Source organism: Jeotgalibaca sp. A127 (assembly GCF_052266745.1).
GTDB lineage: Bacteria > Bacillota > Bacilli > Lactobacillales > Aerococcaceae > Jeotgalibaca.
Genome location: NZ_JBQPRC010000010.1, coordinates 21357 through 42386, shown reverse-complemented (window position 1 = coordinate 42386; position 21030 = coordinate 21357). Strand labels below are relative to the sequence as shown.

The 21030-nt window shown below is 41.9% G+C and carries 18 protein-coding genes; 15 read left to right on the top strand and 3 right to left on the bottom strand.

Annotated elements, in window-relative coordinates; all coding sequences use genetic code 11:
• Positions 1-16 precede the first annotated feature (16 nt).
• Entirely contained in the window at positions 17-379 is a 363-nt protein-coding gene (locus ACTVAI_RS09665) for a hypothetical protein (protein WP_443472751.1), read from the top strand.
• A gap of 274 nt (positions 380-653) precedes the next feature.
• On the opposite strand, the gene ACTVAI_RS09660 is transcribed toward ACTVAI_RS09665, so the two are convergent.
• The gene (locus tag ACTVAI_RS09660; protein WP_443472750.1) at positions 654-1508 is read right to left on the bottom strand and encodes a DegV family protein; all 855 of its coding nucleotides are present in this window, start codon (positions 1506-1508) and stop codon (positions 654-656) included.
• A 211-nt stretch (positions 1509-1719) separates the two neighbouring features.
• Here ACTVAI_RS09660 and ACTVAI_RS09655 point away from each other — a divergent pair, with 211 nt between their 5' ends.
• The gene (locus ACTVAI_RS09655; RefSeq protein ID WP_443472749.1) at positions 1720-1983 is read left to right on the top strand and encodes a type B 50S ribosomal protein L31; all 264 of its coding nucleotides are present in this window, start codon (positions 1720-1722) and stop codon (positions 1981-1983) included.
• A gap of 225 nt (positions 1984-2208) precedes the next feature.
• Here the strand turns inward: ACTVAI_RS09655 and ACTVAI_RS09650 are convergent, their stop codons facing one another.
• Complete coding sequence (locus tag ACTVAI_RS09650; RefSeq protein WP_443486531.1) at positions 2209-2946, bottom strand: SMI1/KNR4 family protein; 738 nt, start codon at positions 2944-2946, stop codon at positions 2209-2211.
• Positions 2947-3122: 176 nt separating this feature from the next.
• Between ACTVAI_RS09650 and ACTVAI_RS09645 the strand changes: the two genes are divergently transcribed.
• The 11 genes from ACTVAI_RS09645 to ACTVAI_RS09595 all read left to right on the top strand — a co-directional run bounded on the left by ACTVAI_RS09645 (position 3123) and on the right by ACTVAI_RS09595 (position 16118).
• Positions 3123-3872 (top strand): hypothetical protein, encoded by a 750-nt coding sequence (locus ACTVAI_RS09645; RefSeq protein ID WP_443472747.1) that lies wholly within the window; start codon positions 3123-3125, stop codon positions 3870-3872.
• Between the two features lie 100 nt (positions 3873-3972).
• Positions 3973-5058 carry a D-alanine--D-alanine ligase gene (locus tag ACTVAI_RS09640; RefSeq protein WP_443486530.1) on the top strand — a complete coding sequence of 362 codons (1086 nt, stop codon included), beginning with the start codon at positions 3973-3975 and terminating at the stop codon, positions 5056-5058.
• Between the two features lie 55 nt (positions 5059-5113).
• Positions 5114-6502, top strand: a complete 1389-nt coding sequence (locus ACTVAI_RS09635) for a UDP-N-acetylmuramoyl-tripeptide--D-alanyl-D-alanine ligase (protein WP_443486529.1) — start codon at positions 5114-5116, stop codon at positions 6500-6502.
• A 376-nt stretch (positions 6503-6878) separates the two neighbouring features.
• Positions 6879-8450 carry a DEAD/DEAH box helicase gene (locus ACTVAI_RS09630; protein ID WP_443472744.1) on the top strand — a complete coding sequence of 524 codons (1572 nt, stop codon included), beginning with the start codon at positions 6879-6881 and terminating at the stop codon, positions 8448-8450.
• Positions 8451-8763: 313 nt separating this feature from the next.
• On the top strand, positions 8764-10101 hold the full coding sequence (locus tag ACTVAI_RS09625; protein WP_443486528.1) for a metallophosphoesterase: 1338 nt from the start codon (positions 8764-8766) through the stop codon (positions 10099-10101).
• Between the two features lie 27 nt (positions 10102-10128).
• The gene (gene acpS / locus ACTVAI_RS09620; protein ID WP_443486527.1) at positions 10129-10479 is read left to right on the top strand and encodes a holo-ACP synthase; all 351 of its coding nucleotides are present in this window, start codon (positions 10129-10131) and stop codon (positions 10477-10479) included.
• A gap of 14 nt (positions 10480-10493) precedes the next feature.
• The gene (gene alr / locus ACTVAI_RS09615; RefSeq protein ID WP_443486526.1) at positions 10494-11630 is read left to right on the top strand and encodes an alanine racemase; all 1137 of its coding nucleotides are present in this window, start codon (positions 10494-10496) and stop codon (positions 11628-11630) included.
• Positions 11631-11637: 7 nt separating this feature from the next.
• The gene (locus ACTVAI_RS09610; RefSeq protein WP_443486525.1) at positions 11638-12321 is read left to right on the top strand and encodes a response regulator transcription factor; all 684 of its coding nucleotides are present in this window, start codon (positions 11638-11640) and stop codon (positions 12319-12321) included.
• The gene (locus ACTVAI_RS09605; protein ID WP_443486524.1) at positions 12321-13289 is read left to right on the top strand and encodes a sensor histidine kinase; all 969 of its coding nucleotides are present in this window, start codon (positions 12321-12323) and stop codon (positions 13287-13289) included. Before ACTVAI_RS09610 ends, ACTVAI_RS09605 begins: the two co-directional genes overlap by 1 nt.
• Before the next feature lie 104 nt (positions 13290-13393).
• Positions 13394-14164 (top strand): ABC transporter ATP-binding protein, encoded by a 771-nt coding sequence (locus ACTVAI_RS09600; RefSeq protein WP_443486523.1) that lies wholly within the window; start codon positions 13394-13396, stop codon positions 14162-14164.
• Positions 14154-16118, top strand: coding sequence for an ABC transporter permease (locus ACTVAI_RS09595; RefSeq protein WP_443486522.1), 1965 nt, complete (start codon positions 14154-14156; stop codon positions 16116-16118). Before ACTVAI_RS09600 ends, ACTVAI_RS09595 begins: the two co-directional genes overlap by 11 nt.
• Positions 16119-16168: 50 nt before the next feature.
• Here the strand turns inward: ACTVAI_RS09595 and ACTVAI_RS09590 are convergent, their stop codons facing one another.
• The gene (locus ACTVAI_RS09590; protein WP_443486521.1) at positions 16169-17860 is read right to left on the bottom strand and encodes a PucR family transcriptional regulator; all 1692 of its coding nucleotides are present in this window, start codon (positions 17858-17860) and stop codon (positions 16169-16171) included.
• Between the two features lie 186 nt (positions 17861-18046).
• On the opposite strand from ACTVAI_RS09590, the gene fdrA reads away from it, so the two are divergent.
• Together fdrA and ACTVAI_RS09580 are read left to right on the top strand one after the other, a co-directional pair.
• A complete protein-coding gene (gene fdrA / locus ACTVAI_RS09585) occupies positions 18047-19597 on the top strand; it encodes an acyl-CoA synthetase FdrA (protein ID WP_443486520.1) in 1551 nt (516 codons plus the stop codon).
• On the top strand, positions 19594-21030 hold the full coding sequence (locus ACTVAI_RS09580) for an oxamate carbamoyltransferase subunit AllG family protein (protein WP_443486519.1): 1437 nt from the start codon (positions 19594-19596) through the stop codon (positions 21028-21030). Before fdrA ends, ACTVAI_RS09580 begins: the two co-directional genes overlap by 4 nt.

The window sequence follows — 21030 nt, the reverse complement described above, 5'->3', positions numbered from 1 at the left end:
AAGGGGAGATGCCAACATGGATGAGAAACAAAAACAATATGAACAGACCGTCAGCAATTTTGTGGAGCTCACAGCAAAACAAGTTGAAGAACGTTTGGAAAACGGTGAAAAAACAATTCTTTACATCGGAAAACCCGTTTGCCCATTTTGTCAAAAGTTTGTTCCAAAATTGGATAGCGTACGCGCGCAAAACGATTTAACTATTCATTACTTGAATAGTTTACATACACCGACTGATGCAGAAATTAAAGCTCTTCGCGACAGAATGGAAGTGCCACTGGTTCCGCAAGTTGTTACAATCGATGGACCAAACGCATTCACAAACCTGAACATCGACAGCGGTGCATCAGAAGAAAAATTAACAGAATTATTAGCATAGTATGCAAAAAAGCGAGAGTGGGAAAAAGGCGTTTAGCCCCGAACCACTGGAACGAATAAGCACAGGATGGTCGCAGACCATCTGAGCATTATTATGGGGGCACTGTGGGCTGACGCCCAAGTGTATCATGTTTGTAAGCTGCTGAAGCAGCTTACAAACATGATAAAGTGGCGTCGGGGCTGCCTTTTTGAGCACGTTTGCGTTGAAGTATTCGTAAATAGATACGGGGCAGGGAGATAACTCCCAGCCCCGCTTTTTGGTTTGGTACGATTCGTTATTTTTTCTTCTCGATTGCAATAATTCCAAATGCACCGGGACCACCGTGGCTGGAAATGACAGCACCAGCATCAAAGCTATGGGGATTATTAAAACCGAACTCAGACACTTGCTTAAGCGCCACTTCTCTATCGGCTGCACTCATGCCCGGTGTTCCTCCGATGGTCAGCGTTTCGGGGATGATATCATAATCTTTAAAGAAGTCGTTAATAACATTTTTTATACAACGGTGGAAAGACCCGCGATATTTTTTAGAAGCAATTAACTGCCCATTCTTCAGTGCAATGGTCGGATGGATGTTGAGAAGGCTGGCACCAAAAAATTGGACATTGGACACACGTCCACCCGCTTTTAGGTAAGTCAGTGTTTGTGGTAAGAAGACAAAACGTGTCCGCTCCCTTACATCTTCAACAAAGGCAACAATCTCTTCGGGGGTTGCAGTGGGGTTTTCTTCGATGAACTGTGCGGTTGCTACCACGACAGCCGTCAATCCACCACTTACATTTTTACTATCCACAAGGTGGATATTCTCAAAATCTTCTGCAGCAATCCGCGCCGAATTATAGGAGACGGTTGTGACGGCAGAGTACGCAACGTGGATGATAGTCGCATCCGGGTTTTCGGCAAAAATCCGTTCAAATAAAACGCGAAAATCTTCGGGGGTTGATCCCGATGTTTTTGGCAATGTTCCTGTCTCGTCGTAATATTTATAAATCTCCTCAACGGGAATACTGCCATCGTCTATTGTTTTATCACCTAAAGTCACGTGCATGGGAACGACTTGGATATTGTAACGATCAATCCATTCTTGGGAAATATCGGAGCCACTTTCAGTCGTGATAATATACGGCATATCTATTCCTCCTGACAACTTCTTTTTCTCTATTTTAACATATGGGTGCCTTCATAACAGTAACCTTGTAGGTTCCGGGAAAAATAAAAACACCATCATTTAAACCTTGCATTAAAAAAATATGCGTGGTATTATCTTAATGTTATAGACGCAAGTCAAAAAATATCTCTGATTTAGGAAATATCTCAGGGCAAAAAGGAGAGAAATAACGATGAAACAAGAAATCCATCCAAAATACCAACAAGTAGTATTCATGGACACTTCTACAGGGTTCAAATTCTTGTCAGGCTCAACAAAAGGTTCAGGCGAAACTGTTGAATGGGAAGACGGAAACACATATCCATTGATCCGTATGGAAGTTACTTCAGATTCTCATCCGTTCTACACTGGTCGTCAAAAATTTGCACAAGCAGAAGGACGCGTGGGCCGTTTCAACAAGAAATACGGTTTCAAAACAGAAACAGAAGAAGCTTAATTTCAAGCGTAAAATCCAGTCCGAGAGGGCTGGTTTTTTTGTGGTATCGGGTTTTATAATTTTTCTTAGTTGGTAGGCACGACGATTAAGTTTTGTTGTGTGGGCTGATAGTCGTGATTTTTCAAAAAGGCGACGCTTAGGAAACAAACGACTATCTAATTGGCGTAAAATCGCAAATTCACGACGATTAGCAATTTTCTAAATAGCTAATCGTCGTTTTTTGTCTTAAAAATCAGCTGCCAATTCTTCTTGAATCCAGTCGCTCTTTTCTGGAAAAAACTTAAAAACCATATCAGCATTTTGCGGTAAATCCAATCGGAAATATAGAATTTGCGTTTCCAGGGCACCGAATGCCGATTGATGGAACATTGGAATTTGCGCAAAATACTGAATCCAGTCAAAATACCACTCTTTATCATCCGTATCTTCCAGATGTGCCCAGAGCACATCCAGTTCATCTGGCTCTCCCGCTGTTAAAAAAGCATGCTCGGCCTCTGTTCGTGTCAACTGCCCTTCGAAAGGGACCGTGATTTTTCCCGGACGCAAGTTACTTAAAAAGGCAGTAAAATTGGATGCCACAACTTGCCAATTATCAGTTTCGGTATCCAAATACCGAATAGCAGGCTCTACCTCTCCCCTTGAATAATCAAAAGTAAAGTAACAACCTTTGTGAGAACTGAAAATAATAAAGTAATCCGGCAAAAAATCTTGATAAGGCAGTGATTTTTCTTTATTTTCATGCAAACCCAATATATAATGCAGATGCGCGCAATCCAGTCCGTCTGATGTCGGTTCTTGGGTTGGCACCACCATGTTTTTGACATAGCCGCCATTTTGTTCAGTTAAAAGCTGCAAATAACTCTCTGGTAAATCAGCTGTTGTCAGGGTGGAGGTTAAAGGTCTTTTTTTCAAAAGAAGATTTAAATTTTTTTCGGATGCTGTGGGAATCAGGTGGGAAGCCATGACTGACCTCTCCTTTCGTGGGTGGTTTTGAATATTTCCGTAAACTTAACTATTTCTTTCTACATATCGCTTTGAAAAGATATATAATTGTAATAATATTAACATGATGCTGAGACTCGTGTAGTCTCTTATTATAGTACAATAAATAATAAATTAAAAAAGAAAGGGGACGTCCAGTGCCAGAACAGATCGTTTATGTATATTATGACACAGTTGGTAATAATGTTCTAAGTAAAGGGATTGTAAATATGATTGAAGCTATTTCCCTGAAACGTATCCCTCAGAATCTGCTTTTACTCAATAATTACAAACATCCCCTAAGCACTTATGATAACTACACAGGTTTCAATGTAATTAAAGAACAAGAAAATGTCGTTAAATTTTTAAAATCTATTTCGCAAGATGTAAATAAACCGTGCTGGATTGATTACTCGAATATTGAAATGTTACACCAGTTGACACCAGTCGAGATTTCGGAAATTTTGTATATTGCCCATGCGCATAACTACCTTCATTCCCCTTTCTACTATAAACTTCAAAATAATTATATCTATTTAACGTTACCAAATAATTTTGCCAAAGTTTACTACCGCCACTTGGAGGAGTTCTGGGATTTATTTACCGAATCGATTACGCAACGAATGAAGGAAAAGGTAAATGGAAAACGTAAATTTTTCCAAAAAGAACGCCTGGTTTCGCCGTTCACGGTGGATGATAAGCAAGAGGTTATTCGGTTGTTCAAGGAAGGTATTTGTATTTCATTCCGCCAAATGACTGTGATTGGGGCCATTTATTCCGCACCGTTATTTGTAGTGGAAGATCAGCTTAGCATGCTGGAAGGGAGCCTCGACGAACGGTCTTCAATCGGGGATTTAACTTATGACGCAGATAAAGATTCGTGGAAACTGACATATAAGTTAAAATAAGGACCTGTCCGCAATGTCTGGCAGGTTCTTTTCTAATGTTATCGGTAAAAAGATTGTGGTACAATAACTTTGATAATTTTATAACTTAAGGAGAAAAATAATGAAAATCTTTCTTATATACGGAGGCAAGAGTGCGGAACATGATATTTCCATTCTAACTGCCCACTCCATCGTGAAAGAAATATACTATAATTACTATGATGTTGTACCTGTTTATATTACGCGTGACGGAGAATGGATCCAAGGTGAAACATTGACTGAACCCGTTAGAGAATCAGAAATGTTACGATTAACAGCGGGCGATGTCAAAAAAATGGCTACAGAAGAAGGTCAAAGTTCAATTGGTATTAAAATTTCTCCTGCGGCGATTAAATCCGAAGACGCTGTTATTTTCCCTGTTTTGCATGGACCAAACGGTGAAGATGGTACAGTTCAAGGGTTGTTTGAAGTGCTGGATATGCCATATGTGGGCTGCGGCGTGCTTGCAAGTGCAGCAGGGATGGATAAAATCGTTTCTAAACAGCTATTCCAACAAGCTGGCTTACCGCAAGTTCCCTATGTACCGGTAACGAAATTTGATTGGCAAAACCAACAAGAAGAAATTTTCCAACGTTGCGAAGGGTCTTTAATTTACCCAATGTTTGTCAAACCAGCCAATATGGGTTCAAGCGTGGGTATTTCTAAAGCATCCAATCAAGCAGAACTTTTAGCCGCGATTGAAAAAGCTTTTATATATGACTCACGTGTGGTCGTGGAACAAGGAATCGAAGCCCGCGAAGTAGAAGTCGCGATTTTGGGTAACTCTGATGTGAATGCTTCAGTACCTGGTGAAATCGTTAAAAAAGTAGATTTCTATGACTATGAGGAAAAATACATCAATAACTCAGTGGAATTGAATATTCCCGCTGATCTGCCAGAAGAACTAGTTGAAAAACTGCAGGAATATGCTGCCACAGCATTCCGCGCTTTGGATGGTAGTGGCTTGAGCCGTTGTGATTTCTTTGTGACAAGTAACCACGAAATCTACATCAATGAAGTAAATACGATGCCTGGATTTACGCAATTCTCCATGTATCCTCTTCTTTGGGAACATGCAGGCTTGAAGTATAGCGATTTGGTGGAGGAGTTAATCCAATTAGCCCTTAAACGTTATTCTGGGAAAATCACGAGTGTTCAAGTAGACTAAACGTATAATGTGAAAAGCCGTTCTCCTATGAGGCGGTTTTTCTTGCAGAGAAGGGATGACACAAATGAAGCCAATCCGTATTATTGATATTGTAAAAGCAGTGAAAGCCATCGATTATAGTTCCCCCAACCGCTTCGCAGAAATAACAAGCGTCGTTTTTGATTCGCGTGAAGCGACAAGTGACAGTCTCTTTGTACCGTTAAAAGGGGAAACCGATGGTCATGATTATATTCAGTCCGCAATCGCCAACGGTGCTACCGCCGCATTATGGAGCCGTCCAGAAGCTGAGGCGCCACAAGACATCGCGATTATCTTGGTCGATGATACTTTAACGGCTTTGCAGGATTTGGCTAAATATTATTTGGGCGAAATCAATCCAAAAGTCGTTGCAATTACAGGCAGTAATGGGAAGACAACAACCAAAGATATGACCGCCGCTGTTTTGGAAGCGAAATTCAAAGTGCACAAGACGAAAGGAAATTTCAACAACGAGATTGGTTTACCATTTACAATTTTACAAATGCCGGAAGAAACTGAAATTTTGGTATTGGAAATGGGTATGTCCGATCATGGTGAAATTTCATTCTTGAGTAAGCTGGCGACACCGGATGTTGCGGCAATCACAATTATTGGTGAAAGCCACCTGGAATATTTAGGCAGCCGCCGGAACATTGCCAAAGCCAAGCTGGAAATCCTTGACGGGCTTAAACCTGATGGATTGTTCATTTACCCAATCGATGAGCCCTTGATCCGCGAAGAGATGCCGATTGATGGTAACTATCACAAACGTACTTTTGGTATCGATCATACCGCGACTGTCTTTGCTTACGGCATCGAGAGTGGTAAAAATGCGACGTCATTCAAAGTGAGTTTAGACGATGGTGAAATATTGGAAATTCCTGTTTTGGGCGAGTACAATGTCCAAAATGCCTTGATAGCATTGACGATTGCCGACTATTTTGGCTTATCCATGTTGGAAGTAAAAGGTTATCTGGAACATTTTGAATTAACCGAAAACCGCAGTCAATGGCTAGAAGGAATCAATGGTTCCCAATTATTGAATGATGCTTACAATGCAAGTCCAACCTCGATGACGGCAGTTCTGGAAGCTTATGCGAAACTACCGCGCGAAGGCCGTAAGTTTGTTCTTTTGGGAGATATTCGTGAACTGGGCGAGAAATCTGCAGAACTTCACGCGAGCTTATCGGCTTCCCTGGAACCGGAAGATTTCGACGCAGTTTATTTGTATGGAGACGAAATTGCACCGCTGTACCAGGCCCTTGAAAGCAAATTCCCGACAAATCAACTGCATTATTTCACCGGAGATAAGGCACCTTTAATAGAAGAGCTGAAAGCAACACTCGACCATAATGACCAAATTTTAATCAAGTCCAGTTTCGGAACTGATTTGCTGTCGGTTGTAAAAGCTCTGAGGGAACAATGATTTTTTGAAAGCAATATTATTAATTTTGTTTCAAGACACGCCCACGCTATTCTTTAGTGCTAGGCGTGTCTTTTTGCTTAAAAACGCCTTTTTTGGAAGCGAACACATTAAAAAGGTTTTCACATAATGAAGGTTTAAATTTGTAAATAATTGAAAGTCATGGTATGATTACCTTTGTTAAAAATAGAGGAATAAAGAGGGTTTTCTTCGCGAACGAAGAATGAGACCAGTAACTTACTATTCAAACGATTAAATGATCATTTGCATATGATTTATGATATCAATCAATTTAGAGGATTAAGAAGGCACAGAACGACGCTTTCTTACGATTTTATAAAAAAACTCTCTTAATGTTTCTCAAAAACTAGGAGGAAACATGAAATTTACAGAACTGGGATTATCTCCCGAACTACTAAAATCCGTCGAAGCTATGGGTTTTGAAGAAGCAACGCCAATCCAGGAGCAAACAATTCCCTTAGGTTTAAAAGGAATGGACGTAATTGGACAAGCACAAACAGGTACAGGTAAAACAGCTGCATTCGGTCTGCCAATGTTGGAAAAAATTGATCGTAACAAACGTTCAATCCAAGGTTTGATTATTGCACCAACTCGTGAATTGGCTATCCAAACACAAGAAGAGTTGTACCGTCTAGGCCGCGACAAACGTGTTACAGCACAAGTTGTTTACGGTGGTGCTGATATCAGTCGCCAAATCCGTGGCTTGAAAAACAACCCACATATTGTTGTAGGTACACCTGGCCGTCTTTTGGACCTTATCCGTCGCAAGGCACTTAAATTACAAGACATTGAAACATTAGTTTTGGACGAAGCAGACGAAATGCTAAACATGGGCTTCTTGGAAGACATCGAAGCTATTATTTCGGAAACACCATCTGAAACTCGTCAAACACTATTGTTCTCAGCTACAATGCCGCCAGCAATCAAACGTATCGGTGTGCAATTCATGAAGAATCCAGAACACGTTCAAATTAAAGCATCAGAAATGACTGCTAACTTGATCGATCAATATTTCGTGAAATGTAAAGATTTCGAGAAATTCGATAACATGACTCGTCTATTCGACGTTCAAAACCCAGAACTTACAATCATCTTCGGTCGTACAAAACGTCGTGTTGATGAATTGTCAAAAGGTCTTGAACTACGCGGTTACCGCGCTGAAGGAATTCATGGCGACTTGACTCAGAAAAAACGCATGAGCGTTTTGAAAGACTTCAAGAGCGGAAACTTGGACATCCTTGTTGCAACTGACGTTGCTGCACGTGGTTTGGATATTTCTGGTGTAACTCACGTTTACAACTACGATATCCCACAAGATCCAGAAAGCTACGTTCACCGTATTGGTCGTACAGGCCGTGCTGGTAAGGAAGGAATGTCCGTTACTTTCGTAACACCAAACGAAATGGACTACTTACGTACTATCGAGAAATTAACACGTAAAGAAATGTCACCACTTCGCCCACCTTCAGATGAAGAGGCAATGGTAGGACAATTGAAAAATGCGATTGACACAATCGAAGATATTGTCAAAGATACAGAAGCTGACAAATACGAACGTGCAATCAAACATTTATTGGACAAGTATACAGCAGAAGAATTGGCTGCTGCATTCCTTAAGAGCCAAACAAAAGAAGCATCTGAAGTGCCTGTAAACATCACTCCAGAACGCCCATTGCCATCCCGTAAAGGCGGCAAAGGCGGCTACCGTGGTAAGAGCAGCGGTGGCGGCTACAAAGGTAAGAGCGGTGGAAACCGTTCAAACGACCGTCGCCAATCAAGCGACCGCAATAGCGGTGGCGGAAACCGTTCTTGGAACAAAGACCGCGACAGTAGCCGTTCAGGTGGTGCTGGTAAACGCCGCGACGACCGTAAAGGTGGAAGCAGCAAAGGCGGAAGCAAACCAAGCTTCAAAATCAGAAGCAACGACTAATCGTTAGCAAAAGAGTGAGACATCTGTCTCGCTCTTTTTTTTTGTGTGCGGCGTTAAGTGCGCGAAAAAAGTCTAAACGCCGCATTTTAGCGCCAAATGCGGCGATGCTGAAATATAGTAACGCTAAACGCCGCATTTTTTCCAAAAGTGCGGCGTTCCCACTGAAATAATTTTCTGAACACCGCACTTGGGAGCCATAGTGCGGTGTTCAGTACCAAAAATCATTTTAAACGCCGCACCTTGCACCAATTTCTTGAAGTCATGCGCTATTTTTGCAATAATTAATTGTTATTACATGAAAGAGGGCATACGCATGATAAAAAAATTAGCAATTCTATCCGCACTTATTATTTCGGGCGGTTTTTTATATCGCTTTACAGTAGCTGGGACAACGGAAACAGAATTTCGAAACATAGATCCGCTTGTCTCTGAATCAGAAGATTTGAAAATATGGATGGTGACCGATATTCACTATATCTCACCGGAGCTCCATGATGTCGGTTCAGCTTTCGCACAGATGAAAGCATCAGCGGCAGGAAAGGACTTGGCGCACATCGACTCCGTGATGCAAGCACTCGTTTGGGAAGCGGCCATTGAGAAACCCGATTTACTGATAGTCAGCGGCGACTTGACCTTTAACGGTGAGTACCAAAGTATGGTGGATTTAGCGGCCTACTTTGAACAAGTCGAGGCAAACGGAACCCAGGTCAGCGTTATTCCCGGAAACCACGATATTCATAGTGGATGGGCCCGGAAATTTGAAGGTCCTGAAATGAAACCGACCAAGCAAGTCTCTCCCGACGATTTCCGCGAACTGTTTGCTGATTTTGGTTTTGACTTGGCAATTAATCAAGACCCCAATTCACTCAGCTACGCCATCGAACCTGCAACAGGCTATCCCATCCTTATGATGGATACAAATATTTACACGGATACCGAAAATACAAGTTCGCCAACCGTAGAAGGGAAAATAAAAATGGAAACAGCTGCCTGGTTATCCGATTATTTCCAGGTGCATAATGCAAAGATGTGGGTCGGACACCATCCGCTCCTTTCACATAACGATTCCAAGCGAACCGGACATACCTTGGTAAATGCAGATGAAATCAATCCTTTGTTAAAGAAACAAGGGATTACAGCTTTGTTTGCGGGTCATATCCATGCGCAAAACATCTCGTCCGATGCCGATACCCGGGAAGTCATAACAGGTGCTTTGTCGATTTTCCCCAATAGCGTCGGTGAAATTACTATTTCGCCAGAGGGTCTGAACTATAGCCACCGCGAATTGGCAGTCGAGGAGTGGGCACAAGCAACCAATCAAACTGATCCAGATTTGTTGGATTACAAACAAACAGCTTATGATATTTTCTATGAAGATGGCGCGACATTGGGTTTGAGGCAGATGTTTGAAGAGCAGTGGTACGAGGAAACTTATGAAGAGGACGTAATGGATTTTGTGGGACGACTGAATGTCCGCTACTTCTCCGGCCAAGACTTTGAAACCGATGAAACGCTCGAAACTCACCCAGGTTATAAAATTATTCAGGAGAACAGTGATGGGTTTTTGAAACGTTATTCTACCCGTTCCCTGCAAGATATTGATTTAGATGACCGCAATCTATTCATACCAAATGATTTTCTGGTAAAATAAAGACATTGAACATGAGGAGTGACAAAGATGATTGTGGGAATTGGCCTGGATGTGACTGAACTGGACCGTATCACGCGGGCTTACGAAAGGCGCGAGAAATTTGCCAACCGGGTCCTGACAGAAAAAGAATTTGCTCTTTTTGATAAAATGACCGGTACCCGGAAAATGGAATTTCTGGCTGGTCGCTATGCGGTCAAGGAGGCTTTCTCAAAGGCCTACGGAACCGGAATCGGGAAATTATCCTTTCAGGATATGGAAGTTTTACCCGGTGAACGCGGCAAACCAAATGTGACGAAATCACCATTTGAAGGCAACGTTTGGGTTTCCATTTCGCATTCTTCAAATACAGTGGTTGCGCAAGTAATCTTAGAAAAGTAAGGGGATTTTATTTTATGGTGCGAGGAACACATCGCCCAACAGTGGCGAAAGTCGACTTAGGTGCAATCAAATGGAATATTAATCAAATTCGAAAATATATTAAACCGGAAAAGAAACTATTGGCTGTTGTTAAGGCGGATGGATACGGACATGGTGCCGTTCCAATAGCGAATGCCGCCAAAGAAGCGGGAGTGGATGGTTTCTGTGTAGCCATCCTTGATGAAGCAATCGAACTGCGCCAAAATGGGTTTACCGAAGATTTCTTATTAGTGATGGGACTGACCGAAGTACGGGATGTGGCATTGATGGCGGACTCCAATATCAGTGTGACCGTTTCTTCCTTTGAATGGTTGGAAGCAGCATTGCCGTTGTTGAATTTGCGGAAAACAACCAACCCTTTGCGCATTCATTTAGCGCTTGATACGGGGATGGGCCGAATTGGTCTAAGAACTGGCAAAGAGGTCCAGGCATTTGAGGCGTTCTGTGACAAACACGAATCGTTGCACTTGGAAGGAATCTTTACCCACTTTGCAACTGCGGATGGCGAGGATGACGCCCAAGTCGAGCGTCAATACGCGCGTTTCAAGGAACTCGTACAAAGTATGGAAAAACGACCAGAAATCGTTCATTTAGCAAATTCAGCCATGACGTTATGGCATGAAGACTTCCAAACGGATGCCGTCAGGATAGGGATTGCCATGTATGGCTATAACCCGTCGGACTTAACGATTCCTTTGCCTTACAAGTTAAAACCAGCCTTTACGCTGGAAACAGAAATCAGCTATGTGAAGCAAATGCACGAAGGCGACACCATCAGCTATGGTGCCCGCTACAAAGCGTATGAAGGTGAGTGGTTGGCAACGTTACCGGTTGGCTATGCTGATGGCTGGCGTCGTGACCTAGGCAGCCAAACGCTATTGGTGGATGGGCACCGCTGTCCTGTCCGTGGCGTTGTCTGCATGGACCAACTGATGATCAGTTTGCCAAAAGAATATCCAGTAGGTACGAAAGTAACGATGCTGGGCGAGAATAACGGCGAAGTGAACAGTCCTTCCGAAATGGCAGTTGCTCTGGGAACAATAGGTTATGAGATTTTGTGCGGCATCAGTACACGTGTACCACGTATTTACAGCGATATAAAAGAGGGGTGAAGACAAAATGAAAATCATGATTGTTGAGGATGATCGCACCATTTCATCCGTTTTGGCTGCAGAACTGAAAAAATGGGGCTACGATCCCTTTGTGGTCACTGATTTTCAAAATGTCCTGAACCATTTCCATACCGAGACACCTCAACTTGTATTAATGGATATCCAATTACCTGCCTTTAATGGTTATTACTGGTGTCAGGAAATCCGTAAAATTTCCCAAGTGCCGCTCATTTTTATCTCCAGTCGTACCGAAAATATGGACATCGTCATGGCCATTCAAATGGGTGGGGATGATTATATCCAAAAGCCTTTTGACTTGAATGTTGCACTGGCGAAAATCCAGGCTTTATTGCGACGCACCTATGATTTCACTGGAAATGAAAACTACTTGCACCACGGTTCGGTTATCCTCAAACCAGGAGAATCGAAGTTAATATACGGGGACAATGAGTTGGACTTAACGCGCAATGAGCTGCGAACGCTCGAACTCCTTTTTCAAAAGAAAGGAACGTTTGTAGCCCGTGAGGAGATTATGGTGCGTTTGTGGGAAGATGAATCGTTTATCGATGATAATACGTTGGCTGTCACTATTACACGGTTGCGTAAAAAAATGAAGAATATCGGCTTGGATTCATTCATTGTTACCAAAAAAGGAATGGGTTATTCAGTGACAGAGGAGGATACCCCGTGATGACCATCTTCAAAGCCTTCTTGCATGCGATGCGACCACAAGCCGTTATTGCTGGCGTTGCTGCTCTTTGTTTTGGTATTGTTGCTTTCCTGACACGTTTTCCCGGTCCTTTTTTTAGGTATAGTTTATTGTTAACGGGATTATTTTCAATGATTTACTGGCTCTATCAGTGGTTGCGATATGCTGAAAGATATAGAGCCCTTAAACAGGAGTTGGCATTGGAAGATGAATTTACTTCGATTGAACAGATTTATCAAACAAAACTTGCGTTGTTGGAAGAAAAACTGCGGGACCAGGAACAGAGGAATCGCGAAAAGGAACAAGAACAAATGGATTATTTTACGCTTTGGTTGCATCAAATCAAAACGCCCCTTGCAGCGATGAGCCTACTTCAACAGCAATTACCGCACTCTGAATCTAAAAAGCAAATCGAACAAGAATTGATTCGGGTGGAAGATTACACCCACATGGCGCTAAATTACTTGAAGTTGGAAGGAACCAATCAAGAGCTTGATTTAGTTAACGTTGATTTAGATAGTGTAATCCGTAAAGTTATCAAGAAGTATGCAAGCCTCTTTATTTATAATCGTATCCAGCTTGATTACCAACCGATGCAATTATCGGTGGTATCGGATAATAAGTGGTTGGAAGTCATTGTGGAACAACTTCTGTCCAACAGTTTGAAATACGCACCCAACGGCCGAATCCGTATCTATGCGGAAGGTGACAGTTTGATTATTGAGGATAATGGGACAGGTGTTCGTGCAGAGGATCTGCCCAAAATTTTTGAAAAAGGATATACGGGTTTATCCGGTCGCTTGCATGAAAAGTCAACGGGTTTGGGTTTGTTTTTAAGTCGAATGATTTGCAAACGACTTGGCCATCGACTGGAAATTGAATCTGAAGTCGGTATTTACACAAAAGCCATCCTCCATTTGGAGCGGAATGATGTCTTATTATTTGATTAACGCGGAACCTTACAAAAGTGTAAGGTTCCTTTGTTTGATTGTAAGGAAAAATAAAGGCTAGGAGGGATATAATCCTCTATTATTATAGGCAAGGAGGAATAACAATGACATTTATTGAAATTAAGAACTTAAAAAAAATATACCGTGCAAGGTTGGCTAATAAAGGGACGGAAGCACTTAGTAATGTGAATTTTTCTGTTAATAAAGGTGAATTTATCGCAATCATGGGAGAATCTGGATCTGGAAAAACAACGTTGTTGAACATTCTTTCCACGTTGGATAAACCAACATCTGGAGAAGTCTATTTAGAAGGACAACCACTATCCAAAATTAAAGACAAAGAGATTTCACGTTTTCGTCGCGACACACTGGGATTTGTATTCCAGGATTTTAACTTGTTGGACACATTTAATTTGAAAGATAATATTTTCTTGCCACTTGTTTTATCCGGAATGCCCGTTATTGAAATGGAAAAAAGGTTGTTGCCTCTAGCGAAGAACCTGGGTATTCATGAACAATTAATTCGTTTCCCCTATGAAGTTTCAGGTGGTCAAAAACAACGTGCTGCTGTGGCGCGTGCGTTAATTACCCAACCAAAAGTGTTATTGGCCGATGAACCAACAGGTGCGCTAGATTCGAAAGCATCACAAAACCTGTTGGAGACATTTGAACGGATTAACGAAGAAGGGCAAACGATTATGATGGTTACCCACAGTGTGCAGGCGGCCAGCTATTCAAACCGGGTATTATTTATTCGCGATGGCATCGTATATCATGAATTGTATCGTGGGAACCTTTCGGTTGAAGATTTCCGGGACAAGATTGCCCAATCGATGTTGGTCGTGACCAATCGAGGTGAGCAGCATGCAGAGTAATTTTTATTTGAAAATGGCACTGCGTAATATCCGTGCCAACAAGCAACTCTATCTTCCCTACGGAATCTCAGCAACCCTGACAGTTTCCATGCTTTTTCAAATGTTCTCGCTCATGTCCAACGACTTTGATGGTATGCGTGGAGCAGATATATTAATAATCTTGTTTCGATTTGGAGCCATTACCATCGGGCTATTCACACTAGTTTTTTTACTTTATACAAATAGTTTTCTTATAAAAAAGCGTAAAAAAGAGGTCGGGCTGTACGGCATTTTAGGGCTCGAAAAACGACATGTTGCGCGTATTCTTTTGCTGGAATCCATTATTGTTGGGATGGTTACCATTCTACTGGGGCTAGTAATGGGGTCTGTGTTAGGGCGACTGATGTTTCTCTTTTTGAATTATTTGTTGAAATTGCCGGTTGAAATGACTTACTCAGTTGATCCCTTGAATTTTGTCCTGACAGCTGCTGTGTTTGTCGCTATTTTCTTTGTTGCCTATTTGTATAATGTCAGTCAGGTGACATTTTCCAACCCGATACAATTACTGCGTGGAGAGAAAGAAGGGGAGAAAGAACCTAAAAGTAACGTCTTTCTATTCCTGCTGGGACTTTTGTTATTAGGGGCAGGTTATTATATTTCCCTAACAATAGCAGATCCAATCGCGGCTTTGCTCAGCTTTTTCATTGCAGTTTTGTTGGTTATTGTTGGAACCTACTTGCTATTTACTTCTGGTTCCATCTACATTCTGAAACGGATGAAAAAAAATCAAAAACTGTATTACCAACCACGCGCTTTTATTTCTATTTCGGGGATGCTTTACCGGATGAAACAAAATGCAACAGGTCTCGCCAACATTGCGATTCTTTCCTGTATGGTCATTATCGCTTTGGGTACAACTACCGCAATATATGTGGGGTCGGAACAAGCTTTAACGAGTCGTTATCCATTGGATCATCAAGCTACTGTTTATTATGATGATGAGAAAACAATGGAAGCTATACAAGCAGATATTGATAAAGTAACAGCACGTATTCAATCCGATACATTTGGTTTAACAATTTCTGATTTAGAGAGTTACTCTTATGCAAACGTCTTTGGTGTTCTGGATGGGAATGAAATAAAAGGAGACGATGGTTCTTATACGTCTACAACACTTCTGACAGCGGAAACTATAAATGAACTTGAAGGTCTTTCCTTGGCACCAGAACCCGGGGAAATTTACATTCACGAAGCAGCCAAATATCAATTCGATACGATTCGGATAGCGGATGAAGAATTTAGTGTGAAAACTTTTAACGATGAATTGGATCACTTTATGGTTGATGAAGAATTGGGGCAAACGTTCTTATTTGTAGTCCCCACCGTGGCTACGATTAGTACAATTCTCGATACATATGAAGAAAAAGGCCAAAGTTATGATACAAGTGTTACGGGAAGTATTCTATGGAATACGCATGCATCGGATGAAGCTGGGGCGGCATATTCGAAAAAACTACGACCGTTAATTGAAGAAGAAGCAATCGTTAACTATGAAACACAGGCTGATATGCGCGAAGAATGGTATTCCATGACGGGAGGGTTTCTGTTCCTGGGAATTTTCTTGGGCACGCTTTTCACAATTGGGACCATTTTAATTACTTATTTCAAGCAAGTTTCTGAAGGCTATGAAGACCGGACGCGGTTCCAGATTATGCAGAAAGTTGGATTGGATAAAGAGATGATCCGTGACACGAGCCGGAGCCAGGTCATCTGGATGTTCATGTTGCCGATTATTGTTGCAACGATTCACACGGCATTTGCATATCCAATCTTGTATAAAATGTTACTCATTTTTGGATTGCATTCACATACGATCTTGATAGGAAGTATAGTAGGTGTTGTTGTTGCGTTTGGGTTGATTTACTGGATTATCTACCGATTAACAGCGAGAATTTATTATTCAATCGTGCAATAACAATAAAAGTGATGACTCTACAAGCCATGTGCTTGCTAGTCATCACTTTTTTATTTTGAAGCAGTTAGATGGTAGAAGTTGAATGCAAGTTGTACTTCTAACATTTTGTTTGTTTGCTTGAAGTCCAAGTTCAAGATGGCTTCTATCCGTTCGATCCGATATAGTAACGTATTACGATGAATGAATAGGGCCCGGGCGGTCTCGGAAATATTTAGTTGATTATGAACCAAACTTTCGAGCGTTTCCATCAGGCTTGTATTATTTTTTTTATCATAGCTTAAAAGCGGGCCTAAGATGTAATCGCAGAAAGCCAACATGTTTTCTTCGCTAATATTTTCGCTAAGAAAATGTTGTAAATATAAATCTTGAAAATGGAAAATACGTGCTTCAATAGGGAATAGGTTAGACAACCGAAGTGATTCTTGTGCTTCGAAGAAGCTGCGATGGAGCGTGCCGATATCCAATACCTGATTCCCAATACCGCATTTTAACTGTACTTCTGGAACGTTTTTTTCGACTAATTGGATTAGTTCTTCTGCTAACTGGCTGACAAGGCGGGCCTGATCAAGGGGGTCTTCAGACTCTCCTACTAGAACAATTATTTGATCCTTCTTACTAAAAATCAATAAAAGTTTCTGATAATGTTGGCCAAATTCATCAAGAGTGCCGAGAATCATTTTTACTTTTTTCTGCATGTCAATGTTGTTTCGCAACACATCAGATGAAGTAATGGTAGGTAAGATGGCTACATCCATGACGATTGCGGTATACCTGAGTTCCAATGGCACGTCATGCAAACTGGCTTGTTTCACTAAAGACTCTTTCGATGAAATGTTTCCTGAGAGTAGTTCGTCAAAAAAGTTGCGTCGCACACGGTTTTTGGCACGATCTAATTCAGTATTTTTGACTTGCTCCAATGCAAAAACCATGGCACCGTTCTCTAAAGCAATATATTCAATATTCGTCCAATTGCCAGCAGGTTGGACCGCCATAATATAACCGTAATGAAGATTATGGAAAGAAGTCGGACGGGTAATGGTTTGAAGAGAGGCATTTCCCACTGTCAGCGTCCGTACGATTGGTGCCTGCAAGGAAGGGAAATCGGGTGGAAACTGAGAGATAAATTCAGTTGAAACAGCCCGTTGCTCCAAAGTTAGAGCCATGTGATCTTGTATGTGCCAATTTCTATTTGGGCTGTCCGCATAACTTAATAGTCTCCATTGCTGATCGAAAAGAAGGATCGAAGCATCCAGTAATTCTGCAAGCGTACGGGAGATTTTATCCATACCACCTCCATGAAGAGAAATGGTAAAAAAGTCATTGTGAATATCAAGCGATTGTTGATTCATTTTATCGAAATCACCGGACAACTCTTCCATTACGCGAGAGAGGTATTTGGAAAAAGGAATACCGTAAGGCAGTTCAATGATAGGGATACCTAGCTGATTAGAAATTTCAATCATGTTGTTAGGTATTTTACCTAAGTAACGTTGAGGTTTGATACATAAAGCCGGGCAATTAATAGAATGGAGTTGCTTGATGACTTTGTTTTGAAGGGCTTCGCTGTCTTTGAAAAAATAACCAGAAGTCAACAGCATTTCACCTGCGGAAAACCAGTCGAGAGCATCTGGATTATCCATAATATTAATGCTTGAAATAACGTTGTCTAGGCCTTTTTCCCCGGATACGACCTGCAACTGCTTAAAGGGTCCCAAGCTTAAAAAATCCCGCACTGTAAACATAACTTCTCTCCTTCTTAATGTTTTTAATCAGTATAACACATTGAATAAAGCGCTTCCTTGTTGTTTTTATTGCTTTCGTATAAATTGCCCAACACAATCGGTTTGTTTTAGGTTAGACTACCTAATGACGTAAGCGCATTCATTGCGTAAGCTTATGACAAGAAGAAAAATTTTAGGAGGAACATCATGGCTATTCATACAGTTATCAAACAAAATAAATACTTCGACTCAGTTTCACTCATGACCATTTCTGGCAGAGCCAATGACATTGAAGGTGTTAAACAGGCGATGATTGGTATGGGAACCGATATGAATAAAGAAGTAATTCGTAATGTCGGCCTGGGAACAAGCGCCATTGAAGAAGCTGGAACGGGAGATTTAATGATAGTAGTGGAGACGGATGATCAAAGTGGGGCAGATACAATTATTGCTAAGATTGATGCGCTCTTTACGAATAAAAAACAACCGACATCGACAGAGGGAAAAAACTATAAAACATTCGACTCAGCAACAAGAGAAAATCCGGATGCTAATCTGGTAGTAATCTCTGTAAATGGACTTTATGCAGCACGTGAGGCGCGTGCGGCATTGGAAAAAGATTTGCATGTGATGTTGTTCAGCGACAATGTATCCATTGAGGATGAAGTGCGTCTGAAAAAATTGGCACATGAAAAGGGACTATTAATGATGGGGCCAGACTGTGGAACGGCCATCATCAACAATGTAGGATTATGTTTCGCGAACAAAGTTAGAAAAGGAAATATTGGAATTGTGGCAGCTTCCGGCACAGGGAGTCAGGAGTTGAGTGTACGTATCCATGAGTTCGGTTATGGTGTTTCGCAATTAATTGGAACTGGAGGCAGAGATTTAAGTGAAGAGGTAGGCGGCATTATGATGATCGATGCTATTCATGCCTTGGAAGAAGATCCTGATACAAAGGTGATTGTACTAGTGTCTAAGCCTCCCGCAAAGCAAGTGGAGCAGAAAGTATTGAATGTTGTTAGCCAATGTGAAAAGCCTGTTGTTGTCTTCTTCCTTGGGGGAGAAGAAGAGCCGGTGACACGAGTAGGTGCACACTATGCCAAGCGTTCTAAAGAAGCGGCAATTAAGGCTGTCGTTCTAGCAGGCGCAGACGAAACGCAATTAGATACACATCCGCTAAATTTACCATTGATTGATGAAGTAAGACAAAAATTGAACCCAGATCAAAAATACATCCGTGGTTTATTCTGTGGAGGAACCTTATGTGACGAGGCGATGTTTGCTGCACTTGAGTGGTACGAGGATGTTTACAGCAATATTCACCCTGATCCAAAGCATCAACTGGATGACATTCGCATAAGCCGAGCGCATACCTTTATTGATTTTGGTTCGGATGAATTTACCAGCGGAAAACCTCATCCGATGATTGATCCTTCGTTAAGATTAGAGAGGTTTATTCAGGAGTCTCAGGATCCCGAGGTAGGGGTCATTCTGTTAGATTTCGTATTGGGATATGGTGCCCATGAAGACCCAGTAGGCGTGATGTTGCCAGCTATTTTTGAAGCAAAGCAACATGCGGAAGCAGAAGGACGACATTTGGAAATCATTGGTTACGTTCTTGGTACGGAATTAGATGAACAAGGGCTTGCTACTCAAATAAAACAATTGGAAGATGTCGGGGTTACTATATCCAGTAGTAGTCAAAATCTAGGCTTATTGGCACGTGGCTTTGTTGCGAAAGGAGAAACACTATGAGTCGCATTCATGATTTGTTTTCGAAAGAATTAAATGTCATTACGGCAGGAATTGAATTTGTTGCTAATGATCTTAAAGAGCAGGGGGCCACTGTATCCCAACTGGACTGGACGCCACCAGCCCGCGGAAATATGGAATTGGTTGCAATATTGGATCGGCTGGAACAACCGGAAATAAAGGAGAAAATTGAAGCAGCAAATCGGGAGGCAGTGGAAAGGATTACGCAATCTCAGCCTTTCCTGATCGGTTTTGATCAAGCCATCAACGTCGTACCTGGCATGACCAAAAAGACGATACTGCATGCCGGACCGCCGATTACTTGGGACAAGATGAGCGGACCAATGAAAGGTGGTATAGCTGGGGCACTTGTATTCGAAGGCTTGGCTGACAATCTGGAAGAGGCCGAAGAGTTGGCTGCTTCAGGAGAAATTACGTTTTCCCCGTGTCACGAACATCAAAGTGTTGGCTCTATGGCAGGAATCACATCGGCATCCATGTATATGCATATTGTCGAGAATAAAACATACGGCAATATTGCCTATACTAACTTGAGTGAACAACTCTCGAAAGTGCTACGTATGGGAGCGAACGACCAGACAGTTATTGACCGCTTAGTCTGGATGCGGGATGTTTTGGGTCCGATACTGCGGGATGCAATGAAGCTGAATCCAAAAGGAATTGATCTCCGATTGTTGCTTTCCCAATCGTTACATATGGGTGATGAGTGTCATAACCGAAATATCGCTGGAACAACACTCTTAATTCAGGCGTTGTCGCCTTATATCGTAATGACAGATTATCCTTTGGAACAGAAAAAAGAAGTCTTCGACTTTGTTGCAAGCAGCGACTATTTCTCCGGTCCGACGTGGATGGCGCTGGCTAAATGTGCTTTGGATGCTGCGCATGGTATTGAGAATAGCACGATTGTAACGACGATGGCGCGTAATGGTGTTGAATTCGGTATTCGAGTAAGTGGAATGGCGGGAAATACTTGGTTTACGGGTCCGTCCCAAAAAGTAATCGGACCTATGTTTGCCGGCTACAAGCCTGAAGATTCTGGATTAGATATCGGCGATAGTGCAATTACAGAGACTTATGGTTTCGGTGGATTTGCTATGGCGGCTGCACCTGCGATTGTCCCGTTGGTGGGGGGAACTGTAGAAGAAGCGATCCGGTATTCTAAGGATATGTTGACGATCACGACAGCAGAGAACCCTAGCGTGACAATTCCTGTTCTAGATTTCATGGGAATACCAACAGGAATTGATGTACGAAAAGTATTAGAGACCGGTACGTTGCCAATTATCAATACAGCTATTGCCCATAAAGATGCCGGCATCGGTATGATTGGTGCGGGTATAACTCATCCACCCTATGAAGCTTTCGAAAAAGCATTGCTTGCTATAGGAGAAAAAATTAATGAGGAGGTGTAA

Coding starts and splice junctions, on each gene's coding strand:
- ACTVAI_RS09665 (WP_443472751.1), top strand. CDS start 17: ATGGATGAGAAACAAAAACAATATGAACAGACCGTCAGCAATTTTGTG.
- ACTVAI_RS09660 (WP_443472750.1), bottom strand. CDS start 1,508: ATGCCGTATATTATCACGACTGAAAGTGGCTCCGATATTTCCCAAGAA.
- ACTVAI_RS09655 (WP_443472749.1), top strand. CDS start 1,720: ATGAAACAAGAAATCCATCCAAAATACCAACAAGTAGTATTCATGGAC.
- ACTVAI_RS09650 (WP_443486531.1), bottom strand. CDS start 2,946: ATGGCTTCCCACCTGATTCCCACAGCATCCGAAAAAAATTTAAATCTT.
- ACTVAI_RS09640 (WP_443486530.1), top strand. CDS start 3,973: ATGAAAATCTTTCTTATATACGGAGGCAAGAGTGCGGAACATGATATT.
- ACTVAI_RS09635 (WP_443486529.1), top strand. CDS start 5,114: ATGACACAAATGAAGCCAATCCGTATTATTGATATTGTAAAAGCAGTG.
- ACTVAI_RS09630 (WP_443472744.1), top strand. CDS start 6,879: ATGAAATTTACAGAACTGGGATTATCTCCCGAACTACTAAAATCCGTC.
- ACTVAI_RS09625 (WP_443486528.1), top strand. CDS start 8,764: ATGATAAAAAAATTAGCAATTCTATCCGCACTTATTATTTCGGGCGGT.
- acpS (WP_443486527.1), top strand. CDS start 10,129: ATGATTGTGGGAATTGGCCTGGATGTGACTGAACTGGACCGTATCACG.
- alr (WP_443486526.1), top strand. CDS start 10,494: ATGGTGCGAGGAACACATCGCCCAACAGTGGCGAAAGTCGACTTAGGT.
- ACTVAI_RS09610 (WP_443486525.1), top strand. CDS start 11,638: ATGAAAATCATGATTGTTGAGGATGATCGCACCATTTCATCCGTTTTG.
- ACTVAI_RS09605 (WP_443486524.1), top strand. CDS start 12,321: ATGACCATCTTCAAAGCCTTCTTGCATGCGATGCGACCACAAGCCGTT.
- ACTVAI_RS09600 (WP_443486523.1), top strand. CDS start 13,394: ATGACATTTATTGAAATTAAGAACTTAAAAAAAATATACCGTGCAAGG.
- ACTVAI_RS09595 (WP_443486522.1), top strand. CDS start 14,154: ATGCAGAGTAATTTTTATTTGAAAATGGCACTGCGTAATATCCGTGCC.
- ACTVAI_RS09590 (WP_443486521.1), bottom strand. CDS start 17,860: ATGTTTACAGTGCGGGATTTTTTAAGCTTGGGACCCTTTAAGCAGTTG.
- fdrA (WP_443486520.1), top strand. CDS start 18,047: ATGGCTATTCATACAGTTATCAAACAAAATAAATACTTCGACTCAGTT.
- ACTVAI_RS09580 (WP_443486519.1), top strand. CDS start 19,594: ATGAGTCGCATTCATGATTTGTTTTCGAAAGAATTAAATGTCATTACG.